The organism is Streptomyces sp. NPDC003456, from assembly GCF_042878735.1.
Classification (GTDB): domain Bacteria; phylum Actinomycetota; class Actinomycetes; order Streptomycetales; family Streptomycetaceae; genus Streptomyces.
The window spans coordinates 533,350-547,765 of sequence record NZ_JBIAOK010000002.1; the positions used below are offsets into that span (position 1 = coordinate 533,350).

The 14,416-nt window shown below is 74.2% G+C and carries 14 protein-coding genes; 6 read left to right on the forward strand and 8 right to left on the reverse strand.

The features are described 5' to 3' along the window. Positions 1-9 precede the first annotated feature (9 nt). Positions 10-813, reverse strand: a complete 804-nt coding sequence (locus ACFYWG_RS08065; protein ID WP_383509798.1) for a VOC family protein — start codon at positions 811-813, stop codon at positions 10-12. 241 nt (positions 814-1,054) lie between these two features. On the opposite strand from ACFYWG_RS08065, the gene ACFYWG_RS08070 reads away from it, so the two are divergent. Further along, entirely contained in the window at positions 1,055-1,375 is a 321-nt protein-coding gene (locus ACFYWG_RS08070; RefSeq protein WP_376334780.1) for an ANTAR domain-containing protein, read from the forward strand. Positions 1,376-1,417: 42 nt separating this feature from the next. Here the strand turns inward: ACFYWG_RS08070 and ACFYWG_RS08075 are convergent, their stop codons facing one another. Next, entirely contained in the window at positions 1,418-2,209 is a 792-nt protein-coding gene (locus tag ACFYWG_RS08075; RefSeq protein WP_383509795.1) for an RNA polymerase sigma factor SigF, read from the reverse strand. 561 nt (positions 2,210-2,770) lie between these two features. On the opposite strand from ACFYWG_RS08075, the gene ACFYWG_RS08080 reads away from it, so the two are divergent. Beyond that, positions 2,771-3,292, forward strand: coding sequence for a hypothetical protein (locus ACFYWG_RS08080; RefSeq protein ID WP_376334777.1), 522 nt, complete (start codon positions 2,771-2,773; stop codon positions 3,290-3,292). A gap of 24 nt (positions 3,293-3,316) precedes the next feature. Here ACFYWG_RS08080 and hemC read toward each other — a convergent pair whose 3' ends face one another. The 3 genes from hemC to ligD form a co-directional block, all read right to left on the reverse strand. Further along, a complete protein-coding gene (gene hemC / locus ACFYWG_RS08085; RefSeq protein ID WP_383509792.1) occupies positions 3,317-4,252 on the reverse strand; it encodes a hydroxymethylbilane synthase in 936 nt (311 codons plus the stop codon). Positions 4,253-4,405: 153 nt separating this feature from the next. Continuing rightward, positions 4,406-5,179 (reverse strand): NPP1 family protein, encoded by a 774-nt coding sequence (locus tag ACFYWG_RS08090; protein WP_385420134.1) that lies wholly within the window; start codon positions 5,177-5,179, stop codon positions 4,406-4,408. Between the two features lie 144 nt (positions 5,180-5,323). Beyond that, positions 5,324-6,304, reverse strand: coding sequence for a non-homologous end-joining DNA ligase (ligD, locus tag ACFYWG_RS08095; RefSeq protein ID WP_389200002.1), 981 nt, complete (start codon positions 6,302-6,304; stop codon positions 5,324-5,326). 214 nt (positions 6,305-6,518) lie between these two features. Between ligD and ACFYWG_RS08100 the strand changes: the two genes are divergently transcribed. The 4 genes from ACFYWG_RS08100 to ACFYWG_RS08115 all read left to right on the forward strand — a co-directional run bounded on the left by ACFYWG_RS08100 (position 6,519) and on the right by ACFYWG_RS08115 (position 10,863). Beyond that, positions 6,519-6,899, forward strand: coding sequence for a MauE/DoxX family redox-associated membrane protein (locus ACFYWG_RS08100; RefSeq protein ID WP_383509783.1), 381 nt, complete (start codon positions 6,519-6,521; stop codon positions 6,897-6,899). Continuing rightward, the gene (locus ACFYWG_RS08105; protein ID WP_376334767.1) at positions 6,896-7,363 is read left to right on the forward strand and encodes a peroxiredoxin; all 468 of its coding nucleotides are present in this window, start codon (positions 6,896-6,898) and stop codon (positions 7,361-7,363) included. The genes ACFYWG_RS08100 and ACFYWG_RS08105 overlap by 4 nt, the downstream gene beginning before the upstream one ends. A 70-nt stretch (positions 7,364-7,433) precedes the next feature. Continuing rightward, on the forward strand, positions 7,434-9,776 hold the full coding sequence (locus ACFYWG_RS08110; RefSeq protein WP_389200005.1) for a SpoIIE family protein phosphatase: 2,343 nt from the start codon (positions 7,434-7,436) through the stop codon (positions 9,774-9,776). Between the two features lie 112 nt (positions 9,777-9,888). After that, positions 9,889-10,863: a TauD/TfdA dioxygenase family protein gene (locus ACFYWG_RS08115; protein WP_376334764.1), complete on the forward strand. Its 975-nt coding sequence runs from the start codon at positions 9,889-9,891 to the stop codon at positions 10,861-10,863. A 57-nt stretch (positions 10,864-10,920) separates the two neighbouring features. Here ACFYWG_RS08115 and ACFYWG_RS08120 read toward each other — a convergent pair whose 3' ends face one another. The 3 genes from ACFYWG_RS08120 to ACFYWG_RS08130 all read right to left on the reverse strand — a co-directional run bounded on the left by ACFYWG_RS08120 (position 10,921) and on the right by ACFYWG_RS08130 (position 14,376). Next, positions 10,921-11,946: an LLM class flavin-dependent oxidoreductase gene (locus ACFYWG_RS08120; RefSeq protein WP_389200007.1), complete on the reverse strand. Its 1,026-nt coding sequence runs from the start codon at positions 11,944-11,946 to the stop codon at positions 10,921-10,923. An 81-nt stretch (positions 11,947-12,027) separates the two neighbouring features. Further along, entirely contained in the window at positions 12,028-13,533 is a 1,506-nt protein-coding gene (locus ACFYWG_RS08125; protein WP_389200009.1) for a metallophosphoesterase family protein, read from the reverse strand. Positions 13,534-13,755: 222 nt separating this feature from the next. Continuing rightward, a complete protein-coding gene (locus ACFYWG_RS08130) occupies positions 13,756-14,376 on the reverse strand; it encodes an L-threonylcarbamoyladenylate synthase (RefSeq protein WP_376334759.1) in 621 nt (206 codons plus the stop codon). Positions 14,377-14,416: the final 40 nt, after the last annotated feature.

Sequence of the window (14,416 nt, forward strand, 5' to 3'; positions counted from 1 at the left end):
CCGGGGCGGTCAGCGCCCGCGGCGCGCCGTGACCGTGAACTGCGCCCCGTCGTGGTCGCGCAGCACCGCCTCGTCGCCGCCCTTGGACAGCACGCTGCCGCCGTGCAGCTCCGCGGCGCGGGCGCAGGCCTCCACGTCGTCGACGCTGAAATGGACCTGCCAGTGAGGGCGGAGCGCGGGATCCGGTGCCGCCCCCAGGGCGCCCGACTCGATCCGCGCGACGACGTCGCCGCGGCTGCGCAGCACCACCTCGCCGCCCTCGTAGTGGACCTCGCAGCACCCGGGGCTCTGCGACGCCCAGTCCAGCACCTCGCCGTAGAAGATGGCGGCGTCGAAGGCGTCCCGGGTGTGCAGGGTGATGAACGCGGGCTGCGCGTTGCGCCAGGTCTCCCAGTCGGTGAACAGGTCGCCCTCCCAGATGCCGAACGCCGCCCCGTCGCGGTCGGCCAGCAGCGCGGCCCGCCCGGGCGGCAGGGAGATCGGCCCGACCGCGACCGTGCCCATGCGCTCCTGCACCCGCGCCGCCGCCTCGTCCGCGCTGCGCACCGCGAAGTACGGCAGCCACGCCACGGCCATCTGCCACATGGTCGCCACCCCGGCGATCCCGGCCACCGGCTTCCCGTCGGCCAGGGCGATCCGGAACCGGTCGCCCAGCTTGGCCGTCCGCCATCGCCAGCCGAGCACCGCGCCGTAGAACTTCTCGGTCGCCTCGACGTCGCGGCTGGTCAGACTCACCCAGCAGGGAGCGCCGAACACGGAGTGCGAGGAGATGACGTCCTTCGTGCCGGAGGGGGTGGGCGTGTCGTGGTTCATGGCAGTCGTGTCCTGATCTCGTCGGCCCGGCAGCCACCGGTGGATGGGCACCAGTGTCCGGCCGCGGCCATGGGCGGCGCCTGCCGAGTACCCCGGCCGCACCGAAACGGAACCGGCTGGTCCACCCGGGTGGCACCCGGCGGGCCGGATGACGACGATGGACGGGTCGGACACTGTGTCAACGCACTCAAGCACCCTGTCCGGCCATCCGGACAGCGGCGCACCGGACCCGGAGGTGACCATGCCCACGGACGGGGGCTCGGAGCGGATCCTCCAGTTGCAGGAGGAGGTCCAGCAGCTGAAGGAGGCGGTCGTCTCCCACGCCGTCGTGGACCAGGCGATCGGGATGGTCGTGGCGCTCGGCAGGGTCTCGCCCGACCAGGGGTGGGCCGTGCTGAAGCAGGTCTCCCAGCACACCAACACCAAGTTGCGCAACGTCGCGGAGATGATCCTCGTCTGGGGGCGCACCGGTCTGATGCCGGAGAGGATCCGGGCCGCTCTGGAGGACGCCCTGGACGGCGCGGGACCGGTCCAGCTGCCCGGCACGCCGCCGGAGCGGTGATCCGCGCCGGCGGCGTGGTCCCGCGGCCCCGCTCACCTCACCTCACCTCGCCTCGACGAGCAGCTCCTCGCGCAGGTGGGCGAAGCAGCTGCTGAGCAGCCGTGAGACGTGCATCTGGGAGATGCCGAGCTGCTCGGCGATGCGGCTCTGCGTCATGCCCTTGAAGAACCGCAGGTACAGGATGACCCGCTCGCGCTCGGGCAGGGCCTCCAGGCAGGGGCGGACGGCCACGCGGTCGACCACGATGTCGAAGGCGGGGTCGGGGCCGCCGATCGCGTCCCCGAGGGCGTAGCCGTCGGTGCCGGGCATCTCCGCCTCCAGCGACAGGGCGGAGAAGCACTCCAGGGCCTCCATCCCGGTCCGGACCTCGCCCTCGGTCAGCTGGGCGTACTCCGCGATCTCGGCCAGGCCGGGGGAGCGGCCCGGGGTCGTCTGGGACAGCTCCTTGACGGCGTTGCGCACTCGGTTGCGCAGGTCCTGGACCCGCCGGGGCACGTGCAGCGTCCACATGTGGTCGCGGAAGTGCCGCTTGATCTCGCCGGTGACCGTGGGCACCGCGTAGGCCTCGAAGGCGTTGCCGCGGGCCGGGTCGTAGTGGTCGACGGCCTTGACCAGGCCCAGGGCGGCGACCTGGTAGAGGTCCTCCAGGGCCTCGCCGCGGCCGCGGAAGCGGACGGCGATCCGCTCGGCCATCGGCAGCCAGGCCTCGACCAGCTCGTCGCGCAGGGCCTTGCGCTCGGGTCCCTCGGGCAGTCGCGCCAGCCGCCGGAACGCCTCGGCGGTGTCGGGGGCGTCGTCGTGCGGGTGCGTTCGGGTGCTGCCGGCGATACGCATGGTGCGCACCTCCCTGAGCAGGTCCGGAAGGGACGGACACCGGGGAAGCACGGACTCGGACCTCACGGAGCACCCGGGGCCCGGCAGGCCGGCTCCCACGGACGTGCCTCCTGTCCGAAGCACTTCACCGCCCTCGGTCGGGCAGTGACAACGAAACAATTCCGACAATACGGCATTCGGGGCGTCTCGGCCCCGCCGCGGTGACGTCTTTGCCGCACCGCGGGAGCCCCGCGGTGCGCCCCCGACCGCGCGACCCGCGGTGTGCGGCCCGCCGCCCTGCCCGCCTCTGGCCGATTTCATGGCGCTGCCGACCCCCGCCGCGGCGGGACCGCTGGGGCCCGGGTCCCACCGGGGCGCCCGACCCGTTGATCTTCACTCGTGGAAGTGATGTGCGGCACGCCTGAGCAAGCGCTTTCTCGCGCCACTCGCGGATAACCGCTGGGCACGGCTTGATCATCGATCAGAGGGGGCGAACTGCCTGGCCACAGCGCATTCTGCTCATTTGACAGTGCGCTCGGGCCACAGATAGGAAGCAGCTTCCAGAGGTCGAGAGGGTGCAGCGTGTACGAGCCGAACGTGGTCGGGGACTGGCAGGAGTACGAGGAGCATGCCGGTCTGCGCGTCCGCGTCCACCGTCTGGAACCGGCCGAACCGCCCCGCGGCAGGGACGACGCCGCCGACGGGCTCACCTACTTCCGGCTGCGCGTGACGGTCGAGAACCGCGGCGACCGGCACCTCGGCATCCACCTGGAGGACGGCCAGATCGACGTGCGCATCGGCCCGGACGGCGAGAGTGCCTTCATCGACTGGCGCAACTCCCAGTTCATCGAGGGCTTCGACGTCTACCCCCTGCGCCGGGTGACGGCCGTGCTGTACGCGGCCGGGGCCGAGGAGTCCCTGAGCCTGGTCGACGTGCAGGTGCAGTTGCGCGTCGAGGAGGAGTGGACGAGCCGCCGCCTGTGGTCGGGCGGCATCGGCGTGCACGAGGGGCCCTGCGGGGCCCCGCAGGGCCAGGTGCGCGACAGCCTGGCCCACCAGGTGAGCGTCTTCCTGCGGGACCAGGCGGAGGAGGGCACCGCCTGATCCGGCGTCAGGGCGCCCCTGCGGTCAGTGCGGGATGCCGTCGATGATCTCGCGGGCCCCCTGGCGCAGCAGCGCCACGGCGACCGAGGTGCCGAGCGTGGCCGGGTCCAGCCGGCCCGCCCACTCGTGGGCGTTCAGCCGCGTCTTGCCGTCCGGGGTGAACACGCAGGCACGCAGGGAGAGTTCGCCGCCGCGGTCGACCCGCGCGAACCCGGCGATGGGGCTGTTGCAGTGCCCCTGCAGCACGTGCAGGAACATCCGCTCGGCGGTCGTCTCCCGGTAGGTGTCCGGGTCGCCGAGGCCGCTCACCGCGTCGATCAGGCGGGTGTCGTCCTCGCGGCACTGCAGGGCCAGGACGCCCGCGCCGATGGGGGGCATCATCGTCTCGGTCGAGAGGACCTCGGTGATCACGTCCGTGCGGCCGATGCGCTCCAGACCCGCGGCCGCGAGCAGCAGGGCGTCGGCCTCCCCGGCCGCCAGCTTCGCCAGGCGCCGGTTGGCGTTGCCGCGGAACGGGACGCACTCCAGGTGCGGGTGCGAAGCCGCCAGTTGGGCGACGCGGCGCACCGAGGAGGTGCCGACGCGCGTGCCCGCGGGCAGCTCGTCCAGGGTGAGGCCGCCCGGGTGGATCAGCGCGTCGCGGATGTCGTCGCGCTTGAGGAACGCGGCGAACACCGTGCCCGCCGGGAGCGGGCGGTCGGCGGGCACGTCCTTCACGCAGTGCACCGCGAGGTCGGCCTCGCCGGCCAGCAGCGCCGCGTCGACCTCCTTGGTGAAGGCACCCTTGCCCTCCACCTGGGACAGGTCGCCCAGCCACTTGTCCCCGGTGGTCTTCACCGGGACGACCTCGGTGCGCACCGACGGGTGGGCGGCGGCCAGTTCCCGCCGGACGCGCTCGACCTGGGCCAGTGCCATGGGGGAGTCACGGGAGACGATGCGGATCAGTTCGGGGACGGACATGCGCCACACGATAGACCCTCGCGGTGGAGCTGTGGTCGCACACCTCCCTCGACTGCCGCGCGGCGCACGTCAGTTCGGGTGCGCCGGCGGTCCGCGCTCCGCCGGTGGGCACGGTCCGGCCGCAGGCGCGGGCCCGCGGCCGGACCGGCCGGGTCACGCGTAGGGGTCGAAGGGGATGCCCGACGGCTTGGCCTCGGCCAGGTGGCTCTCGAAACTGCCGTCCTTCAGGCCGAAGTGGGCGCTGCCGAAGTCGTACGAGGACAGCTTCTCGCGCACTCCGGCCGGGTAGCCGTTCCAGCCGACCAGAGGCGGGTACTGCCAGGTGCCGCGGTGGTTCTCGGGCGGTTCGTCGCCGGGGCCGGCGAGGCGGAAGCAGTGGGTGCTGATCCCGTCCTTGTGGTAGACGATCTTGGGGTGGGTGCCGTCGAAGCGCACCTGTGACGCCGCGTGCACGTCGAAGTCGCCGTGGGCGGACGTCGAGACGTACTTGACCTGGTCGTCCTGCACGAACACCGCGACGTGCTCGAAGTCGTGCCGGTGGCCGCCCAGACCGATGCCGGGCAGGGCCTGGTCCTTCTCGAAGTAGAGGGCGTAGAGGACGGCGCACCAGCCGTTGTTGCACTTGGAGCGCGCGTAGCCGTTGGTGTTGTCCAGGTCGGACGCGTCACGGCAGTTGCCGTTGAGCGCCCCGGTCGGCTTCAGCCCGCTGTTCACGCTGCCGTCGGCGCCGATGGCGGCCGAGGAGTAGCAGCCGTCGGTGTCGTAGTCGTACGCCGGCTGGTACGTCCGCTCCAGCGGCTCGGCGTCGGCCGGCAGGGCCGGCGGCGGGGCGGCGAAGGCGGTGCCGGAAGCGGCGAGCACGAGGGCGGCGGCACCGGCCGCCCCGGTGAGCCATCTCCTGCGGCGGGTGTACGGGCGTGACGACACTGCGTCCTCCTCGGGATCCGGGCGCAGCCCAACGGCTGTGGGGGGAACGGGGGTTCAGCTTCCTGGTTGAACGCGTCCATGCCAAGAGGGGCGGAGGATCCCAGGGGTGAAGGGCAGATCAACAGCCGGCGTCCGGACGCCGTTTCAGGCCGGGTCGTCCGGGAGGTCGGCGGCCGACTCCTCGGGCGCGAGGTCCGGCCGCAGCCGCAACCACGACGGCTGGCGCAGCAGTCCCTCCCGGGTCCGGGTGCTGTAGCGGACCTCGCCGACCAGCCGGGGCACGACCCAGTGCGCGCCCGGCGCCCGGGGAGCCGGGTCGAAGGGGCAGGTGCCGGTGGCGGCGGCCGCCAGCAGCCCGGCCAGCTCCCTGCGCTCGGCCTCGCTCCAGCCCGTGCCCACGCTGCCGACGTACCGCAGGCGTCCGCCCGCGCGCTGCCCCACCAGCACCGCGCCCGGCAGGCCGGTGAGCCGGCCCTTGCCGGGCTGCCAGCCGCCGACCAGGACGTCCTCGGTGCGCATGTTGCGGATCTTGATCCATGCCCGTGAGCGCACGCCCGGCTCGTACACCGAGTCCAGCCGCTTGCAGACCAGGCCCTCCAGGGCGTGCTCCCGGGTGGCGCGCAGCGCCTCCGCGCCGTGGCCGACGAGCGCGGCCGGGGTCGACCAGGAGGGCCCGGCGAGGGTGAGGTCCTCCAGCGCCGAGCGCCGGCGCGTGTAGGGCAGCCGCAGCAGGGACGCGCCGGCCAGGTGCATCACGTCGAACAGCACGAGGTGGGCCGGGACCTCCGCCGCCCGCCGCGCCGCCCGGACGGGTGCGTGGGCCAGGCCCATGCGGGTCTGCAGCAGCTGGAAGCTGGCCCGGCCCTCGGCGTCCAGGGCCAGGATCTCGCCGTCCAGGACGGCGGGGGTGGTGCCGAGGGCGGTGCCGAGCGGGCGCAGTTCGGGATAGGCGGCCGTGATCTCGTCGCCGGAGCGGGCCCGCAGCACCACGCTGCCGTCCCCGGGGAGGTAGACCACCACCCGCTGGCCGTCCTGCTTGGTCTCGTAGGCCCAGCGCGCGTCCTGTGCGGCGGGCGGCAGGGAGCCGGAGGTGGCGAGCATGGGCGGGATCAGCGGCAGACTCACGGGTGAGATGTCGACGGGCCGGGGTGCGCTCACGCGCGTTGCCCGTGCCTTTCCCCTGAACGGCGCCGCCCGGACCCGTGTGAGTCACGCGACGGTGTGGGGGAGCGGCGCCGTGCCGGGGTTCGCGGAGCCCGTCGCCGCAGGACGGAGACCGGGCGTCGCGCCGCGCCTACCGTCGAGTAATATCGCGCGGCAGGTCATCAGAGGAGGAACCGTGTCCCGGTCCGAACGCTCGCCCCTGCTGCTCGCCGGCCTGCTGGCCACCGCGGGCATCGCCCACTTCGCCGCCCCCCGCCCGTTCGACGCGACGATCCCCGCCGCCCTGCCCGGCTCGCCGCGGACCTGGACCTACGCCAGCGGCGCCGCCGAACTCGCGCTCGCGGCCGGTCTGGCGCTGCCCCGCACCCGCAGGACGGCGGCGCTGGCCACCGCGGCGTTCTTCGTCGGTGTCTTCCCGGCCAACGTCAAGATGGCCGCCGACTGGCGCCACCGCCCCGCCCGCCAGAAGGCCGCCGCCTTCGGGCGCCTGCCGCTCCAGGTGCCCCTGGTGCTGTGGGCCCGCGGCGTCGCCCGGAACGCCGGGGGCCGGCCGTGAGCGCCCGCGTGGACGTGGGGGACCTGGTCGAGGACTTCTCGCTGCCCGACGAGACCGGCACCGTCCGCAGCCTGTCCGGACTGCTCGCCGAAGGCCCCGTCGTGCTGTTCTTCTACCCGGCCGCCCTGACGCCCGGCTGCACCGCCCAGGCCTGCCACTTCCGCGACCTCGCGGCCGAGTTCGCCGCCGTCGGCGCACGGCCCGTCGGCATCAGCGCCGACAGCGTCGAACGGCAGCGCGAGTTCACCGGACGGCACGGTCTCGGCATGCCCCTGCTGTCCGACACCGACGGCACCGTCCGCGAGCGCTTCGGCGTGAAGCGCGGCTTCTCCCTCGCCCCCACCAGGCGCACCACCTTCGTCATCGCGCAGGACCGCACCGTCCTCGACGTCGTCCGCAGCGAACTGCGCATGAACGCCCACGCCGACCGGGCCCTCGCCGCGCTCCGCGCCCACCGGGCCTGACACCGTCCCCCGGCCGCCCACGCGCCGTCCCGCGGTTGATGCGGGGCGGCCAAGGGTCAATCCTGGACCAATGGAGGAGTCCTCCGCTGCTGCGATCATCGACGCCCGGGGCATCGTGACGGGGTGGAGCGACGGCGCCCGGCAGCTGACCGGGCATCCCGCCGCCGAGGTCGTGGGCCGGCCCGTGCGGGACCTGCTCGCCGAGGACGTCCCCCTCGAGACGGTGTCCACCCGTTCCGGCACCGTCCTCGTGCGCCACCGCGACGGCCACCTCCTCGGGGTCCGGGTCCGGGCGTGCGCCGTGGCCGGCGGGGACGGACGGCCGGACGGGTACGTCGTCACCGCAGCCCCGCCCGGCCGCGCCGAGACCTCCCTCGCGGGCCGCGCCTTCCAGCAGGCGTCGGTGGCGATGTCGGTCTTCGACACCGGCCAGCGCTACCTGCGCCTCAACGACACCGCCTGCCGGGTGATGGGCGCACCCGAGGAGGCCCTGCTCGGCCGGCACTTCCCGGAGACCGTGGAGGAGGCCGAACACAGCCGCGGCTTCGACCGGCACCTGCGCCGCGTCGCGGAGACCGGCTGGCCCCTGCGCCACGAGAGCCGCACCGGCGCTCCCGCCCGGAACCGGCAGCATGCCTGGGTCACCGAGATGTGGCCGGTCCGGGACGCCGACGGGAGCCTGGTGGGCACCGCCCTCGCCGCGTTCGACAGCACCGAGCACTACCGGGCCCGGCAGCGGCTCGCCCTGCTGAACGAGGCCGCGGCGGCCATCGGCACCACCCTGGACGTGGTCCGCACGGCCGAGGAACTCGTCGGCGTCGTCGTGCCCCGGTTCGCCGACTTCGCGAGCGTCGACCTGTTCGACTGGGTCCTCGGCGCGGAGGAGGCGCCGGCCGCCCCGGCCGAGGACGTCGCCCTGCGCCGGGTCGCCCACGGATCGGCCGGCGAGGGCACCCCGGAAGCCGCCGTGCACCTGGGCGACGTGGACCTCCACCCCCCGTTCTCGCCCATCGCCCGGGCCCTGCGCGAGAGCCGGGCCGTCGTCGGCCAGGCGGGGGAACCGGCCTTCATGCGCTGGGTCGCCGAGCGCGACAGCCGCTCGCCGCGGGGACGGCCGTACCGCAAGGGCGCCCACTCGATGATGGCCGTACCGCTGCGGGCCCGCGGCGCCACCCTCGGCGTCGCCGTGGCGGTCCGCGTGGCACAGCCGGACGCCTACGGCGACGACGACGCCGTGCTCGCCGAGGAACTCGCCGGCCGGGCGGCGGTCTGCGTGGACAACGCCCGCCGCTTCGCCCGGGAGCGCGGCACCGCCCTCGCCCTCCAGCACAGCCTGCTGCCGCGCGGCATGCCCGGCCAGGCCGCCGTCGAGGTCGCCCACCGCTATCTGCCCTCCGGTGCGGCGGCCGGGATCGGCGGCGACTGGTTCGACGTCATCCCGCTGTCCGGCAGCCGCGTGGCACTGGTCGTCGGGGACGTCGTCGGGCACGGCATCCCCTCCTCGGCGACCATGGGCCGGCTGGTCACGGCGGTCCGCACCCTGGCCGACGTGGACCTGCCCCCGGACGAGCTGCTGACCCACCTGGACGACCTGGTCACGCACCTGGCCTCGGACGACCTCGCGGAGCAGGTCTCCGAAGTGGGGGCCACCTGTGTGTACGCCGTCTACGACCCTGTCGCCCGCCGCCTGGACGTGGCCGCCGCCGGGCATCCCGCCCCCGCGCTGGTGCTGCCCGACGGGTCCGTCCGGCTGATCCCCGTGAACGCCGGACCCCCGCTGGGCGTCGGTGGACTGCCGTTCGAGGCGACGGAACTCCACTTGCCGGAGGGGTCCCTGGTCGCCCTCTACACCGACGGTCTCGTCGAGGGCCGCGACCGCGACGTCGGCCACGCCACCGGCGAGCTGTGCCGCACCCTGACCGTGCCCGCCGACTCGCTGGACGCCCTGTGCGACTCGGTGCTGAAGGCCGTCCTGCCCGAGGAGCCCTCCGACGACGTGGCCCTGCTGCTGGCCCGCACCCGGGCGCTGGGCGCCGACCAGGTCGCCACCTGGGACATCGCCTCCGACCCCGCGCAGGTGGCCGTCGTCCGCCAGGCCGCCACCGACCGGCTCTCCGCCTGGGGCCTGGACGAGTCGGCCTTCGTCACCGAACTCGTCGTCAGCGAGCTGGTCACCAACGCCATCCGCTACGGCGCCCCGCCGGTGCAGCTCCGGCTCATCCGCGACCGGACCCTCATCTGCGAGGTCTCCGACGGCAGTTCCACCTCCCCGCACCTGCGGCGGGCGCACCAGGACGACGAGGGCGGACGCGGGCTGCTGCTCGTCGCCCAGCTCACCCGGCGCTGGGGCAGCCGGCAGACCAGCCGGGGCAAGACCATCTGGTGCGAGCAGTCGCTCACGCCGCCGTGGTGAGGGCCGCAGTGCCCGGGCACGGGGGTGGTCGTGAGGCAGGGTCGCCCTGCGCCCGGATCGCTGTCACGATCTTCGGCGAGGAAGGACCACGCCCACGACCAGCGGAGCTCTCATGACGACGGACAGCCGGACGACGGACGAGACGGCGGCGGAGGCCGGGATCGAGGTGAGGCCGGTCGCCGGGCACATCGGGGCCGAGATCGGCGGAGTGGACCTGGCGGACGACCTCGACGACGCGGTGGTCGCCGCGATCAGGGCGGCGGTGCTGCGCTGGAAGGTGGTGTTCTTCCGCGGGCAGCGGCTGGACCACGCCGGGCACGTGGCGTTCGCGAGGCGGTTCGGCACGCCGGTGGTGCTGCCGCGGCGCGGCAAGGCCTCGCCGCCGGACGTCCCCGAGATCGAGACCACCGCCGACCGGCTGGAGCTGGGCGGCCGGTACGGCATGGAGCACGACGAGTGGCTGCGGCGGCGCCGCCACACGCTGCTGCGCGGCTGGCACTGCGACCACGGCGCCCGCGTCGACCCGCCCGCCGCGACGATCCTGCGGGCTGAGGCCGTCCCGCCCTACGGCGGCGACACGACCTGGGCGAACCTGGCGGCGGCGTACGCCGGACTCTCCGCGCCGCTGCGGGAGTTCGCCGACCGGCTGCGGGCCGAGCACCGGCTCGGCGTCGGCTACCAGCCCCGGCCCGGCGACGACGCCTACGTCCGTCACCTGCTGGAGCGTCAGGTCGCCTCCCTGCACCCCTTGGTGCGGGTCCACCCGGAGACGGGCGAGCGGATCCTGTACGTCAACGGCTACTACGTCGAGCAGATCGACGGGCTGTCCCGGCCCGAGAGCGCGGCGATCCTGGAGCTGCTGCTGGAGCACGCGGTCAGGCCCGAGTACACGGTCCGCTTCCGCTGGGAGCCGGGCAGCGTGGCGTTCTGGGACAACCGCGCCACGATGCACCTGGCGCCCGGCGACACGGCCCACCTGGACCATCCGCGGATCATGCACCGCGTGATGCTCACCGGCGACGTCCCCGTCGGCCCCGACGGCCGGCCCTCGCAACCGCTCACGGGGACGGCCGAAGGCCGCTGGTGAGCGCCGGGACGCCGCAGCCGGCGGGCCCCGCCGGTGAGGGCCGGGCGCCGGCCGGGCTCAGCCGCCCGGGTGCCACCCGAGGGCCGGGCCCAGATGGGTGGCCATGTCGGTGAGGATCTGGACGTAGTCCTCGTGCTCGAAGGTGAACGGGAGCGCGAAGGCGACCTCGTCGACCTCGCGGAACGCGGCGTGCGCGTGGAGGCGTTCGGCGATCTCGGCCGACGGGCCCACCAGGTCCGGCGCGAACAGCAGGCGGGCCGGGCCCTGCGGGGACGTGGTGCGCGGGGTACGCCCGGCCGCGTACTCCGCGTAGCGGGCGCGTTGGCCGGCGGAGGCGGAGTCCGTCGGGATGACCACCAGCCCCTGCGAGACCCGGGCCGCCTCGCCGTCGGGGTGGGCGGCCCGGAAGGCGCGGATCTGGGCGAGCTGGAGGGCCGCGAAGTCCCAGGGGCCCTCCTCCTCGGCCTTCACGACGCTGCTGGTGAGCAGGTTCATGCCGTGCTCGCCCGCCCACCGGGCCGAGCGCAGGCTGCCGCCGCCGTACCACATGCGGCGACCCAGCCCGGGGGAGTGCGGCTGCACGCGGTCGGAGAAGACCTCGAAGCCCTCCACCCCGCTGAAGTCCGTCACCGGCTCGCCCCGGACGAAGCCCAGCAGCCGCTCCACCCGGCCGTGACCAAAGTCCTCCAAGTCGGCCGTGTCCGGATACAGGGCGTCCTTGACCCGCTCGAAGTGCGTCGGCGGCCCCGCGCTCACGCCCGGGTTGAGCCGGCCGCCGGACAGCAGGTCGACGGTGGCCAGGTCCTCCGCCAGCCGCAGCGGGTTCTCCCAGCCGAGCGGGACGACCGCCGTGCCCAGCTCGATCCGGCGGGTGCGCTGGGAGGCGGCCGACAGGACGGCGACGGGGGAGGAGATGCCGTACTGCAGGTGGCGGTGGCGCACCCAGGCGCTGTCGAAGCCGAGCCGCTCGCCCAGCTCGATGATCTCCAGGGTGGACTCGTGGCCCCGGCGCGGGTCCGCCCCGTCGAACAGCCCGATGGTCAGGAAGCCCAGCTTCCGCAGCGGTCGTGGGGTGGTTGGCACGGGCCCTCCGTCGTCGCTCGCTCGATGGCTCACGCCACTGGCAACCCCGGTCCCCGCCGCCGTGTTCCCGGCCGGCGCGGCTCAGCGCAGCGGGATCGTCACCTCGTCCTCGACCGGCGGGTCGAGTTCCTGGGCCCGGTTGCCGGTCGCCGCGTAGCAGCGCAGGCGGACCGACTCGGCGGAGACGTCCAGGCGCAGGAAGGACTTGAAGAACGGCGGGCTGTACGTCGCGGAACCCGGCGAGAACAACGACGTGTAGATCTTGCGCACCGGCAGCCGGAACCGCCGGGCCCGGTCGGGGCGGCGGCCGGTGCCGAGCAGCCCGGCGACCAGCCGGACGCGCCGGGTCACCTCGGCCGGGGCGCCCTGCGCGCGCGTGGGCGGGATGCCGAGGCGCTCGGCGATCACGGCCGTCGCCTCGGCCTCGGTGAGGGTGAAGAAGCGGGGCAGGCGCAGGCGCCGGCCGTAGAGCCTGCTGTAGAAGGCCAGGGAGTCGCCGCGCAGCGGGTAGCAGCGGAAGTCCCGCTCGGTGACGCCGGCGACGTCCACGCGGGGAACGGTGTGGGTGGCGTGCGTGAACGCGCCGCCGCCGCCCGCGACGACGTACTGCAGGGTGCGGCCGTCGTCCAGGCGGACCGGGTAGCGCTGGTAGTTGTGGATGTCGCCGCCGATCGCCGCGACGTAGTGGTGTGCCGGGTCGCGGACGATGTCGTCGACGGTGCCGCCCCCCTCGACGGGGCACGGCTCGCGCCGGCCGTCGACGTACAGCGGCGAACCGGTGACCAGGATCTTCGGGCGGTCACCGCGGGAGACCTCGCGCAGCCAGGCACCCTGCTCGGCGTCCAGGGTGCCGAGCAGACCGGTGTCGATGCCGACGATCCGCACCGGCCCGGCGTCGATCGCCCAGTACGGGCCTGGCTGGACGGCCTGCTGGGCCGGGTCGGAACGCAGCTTACGCGCCTCGTCCAGCTGCCGGCCGGTGCCGGGACGCGGCCGGTGCCAGAGCAGGGAGCGCAGCCAGGCGCGGGTCAGCGGGCGCGGCCGGGGCTCGGGCGGCAGGGCGGGGGCGTCGTCGCAGAAGACCCGCATGAAGCCGTCGAGGTCCTCGTACCAGTCGTGGTTGCCGGGTATCGCGTAGACCGGCGCCGGGTAGTCCCGGTAGGGGCGGAAGAACTTCGGGCCGTAGTCGTCCGCGCTGCCCACCGGGTAGATCACGTCACTGGCCAGGACGGCGAAGCGGGTGTCCTGACCGGCCTTCAGCAGCCCGGGCACGACCGCGTACTGGGGGTCGTCGCCCTCCCCGGTGTCGCCGACGACCAGGAACGAGAAGCGGTCCGGGTCGTCACGCCGGATCACCTTGTCGGCCGGGGCACCGGCGGCGGCCCGCTGCGCCACCCAGCGGCCGCGGGTCCGGCCGGTGGGATCGCCGAACCAGGAGGCCAGGACGCCGTTGCGGGCGGCCCACAGCATCCTCGGGTCCAGCCAGGAGATCTTCTCCGTCTTCGGCGGCATCAGCTGCTGGTACGCGCCCCGTTCGGCGCTGCCCCAGCCGGCGCCCTCGGCGGTATCGCGTGAGGAGTCGGACACCGGTGCACCGTAACAACCCCGCGGGCCGCGGGAGATGGGTGGGTCGCGCCTCCTCGCGCCGCGGGGCCGACCGGAGTCAGAACGTGCCCCGGCGGCAGGGAGGCGCCTGCGGCGGTCATGGCGGCTGCCTTTCTGCGGGGTGGCGGGGACGGAACCCGCCCCCGCCGCCAGGTTGAACCGTGAACCGCTTTTGGTCGGCGCTTCACCCGAACCGCCGGCGCGTCACTCGAAGCGCGAGGGGTCACCCGCCCCGTACCGCACGATCTCCGCCTCCCCGCCGGAGAAGTCGACGACCGTGGTCGGCTCCGTGCCGCATTCGCCGGAGTCCACGACCCCGTCGAGCACGTGGTCGAGCAGGTCCTTGATCTCCCAGCCCTGCGTCAGCGGCTCCTCCTCGCCGGGCAGCAGCAGGGTGCTCGACAGCAGCGGCTCGCCGAGCTCCGCGAGCAGCGCCTGGGTGACGACGTGGTCGGGGATGCGCACGCCCACCGTCTTCTTCTTGGGGTGCTGCAGCATCCGCGGCACCTCCCGCGTGGCGGGCAGGATGAAGGTGTAACTGCCCGGCGTGGACGCCTTGATCGCGCGGAACACGTCGTTGTCGATCCGCACGAACTGCCCGAGCTGCGCGAAGTCCTGGCACACCAGCGTGAAGTGGTGGCGGTCGTCCAGCTTGCGGATCGAGCGGATCCGCTCGACGCCGTCGCGGCTGCCCGGACGGCAGCCCAGTGCGTAACAGGAGTCCGTGGGGTAGGCGACAAGGGCGTCCGCGCGGATGCTGTCGGCGATCTGGCCGATGGTGCGCGGCTGGGGGTTGTCGGGGTGCACGTCGTAGTACTTCGCCATCCGCCGAGCTTATGCCGCGTGCCCCGGCCGGTGCGGCAGG

Excerpts from the sequence above, each read along its gene's own strand:
- ACFYWG_RS08065 (WP_383509798.1), bottom strand. The coding sequence starts at position 813 with ATGAACCACGACACGCCCACCCCCTCCGGCACGAAGGACGTCATCTCC.
- ACFYWG_RS08070 (WP_376334780.1), top strand. The coding sequence starts at position 1,055 with ATGCCCACGGACGGGGGCTCGGAGCGGATCCTCCAGTTGCAGGAGGAG.
- ACFYWG_RS08075 (WP_383509795.1), bottom strand. The coding sequence starts at position 2,209 with ATGCGTATCGCCGGCAGCACCCGAACGCACCCGCACGACGACGCCCCC.
- hemC (WP_383509792.1), bottom strand. The coding sequence starts at position 4,252 with ATGTCCGTCCCCGAACTGATCCGCATCGTCTCCCGTGACTCCCCCATG.
- ACFYWG_RS08110 (WP_389200005.1), top strand. The coding sequence starts at position 7,434 with ATGGAGGAGTCCTCCGCTGCTGCGATCATCGACGCCCGGGGCATCGTG.
- ACFYWG_RS08115 (WP_376334764.1), top strand. The coding sequence starts at position 9,889 with ATGACGACGGACAGCCGGACGACGGACGAGACGGCGGCGGAGGCCGGG.
- ACFYWG_RS08130 (WP_376334759.1), bottom strand. The coding sequence starts at position 14,376 with ATGGCGAAGTACTACGACGTGCACCCCGACAACCCCCAGCCGCGCACC.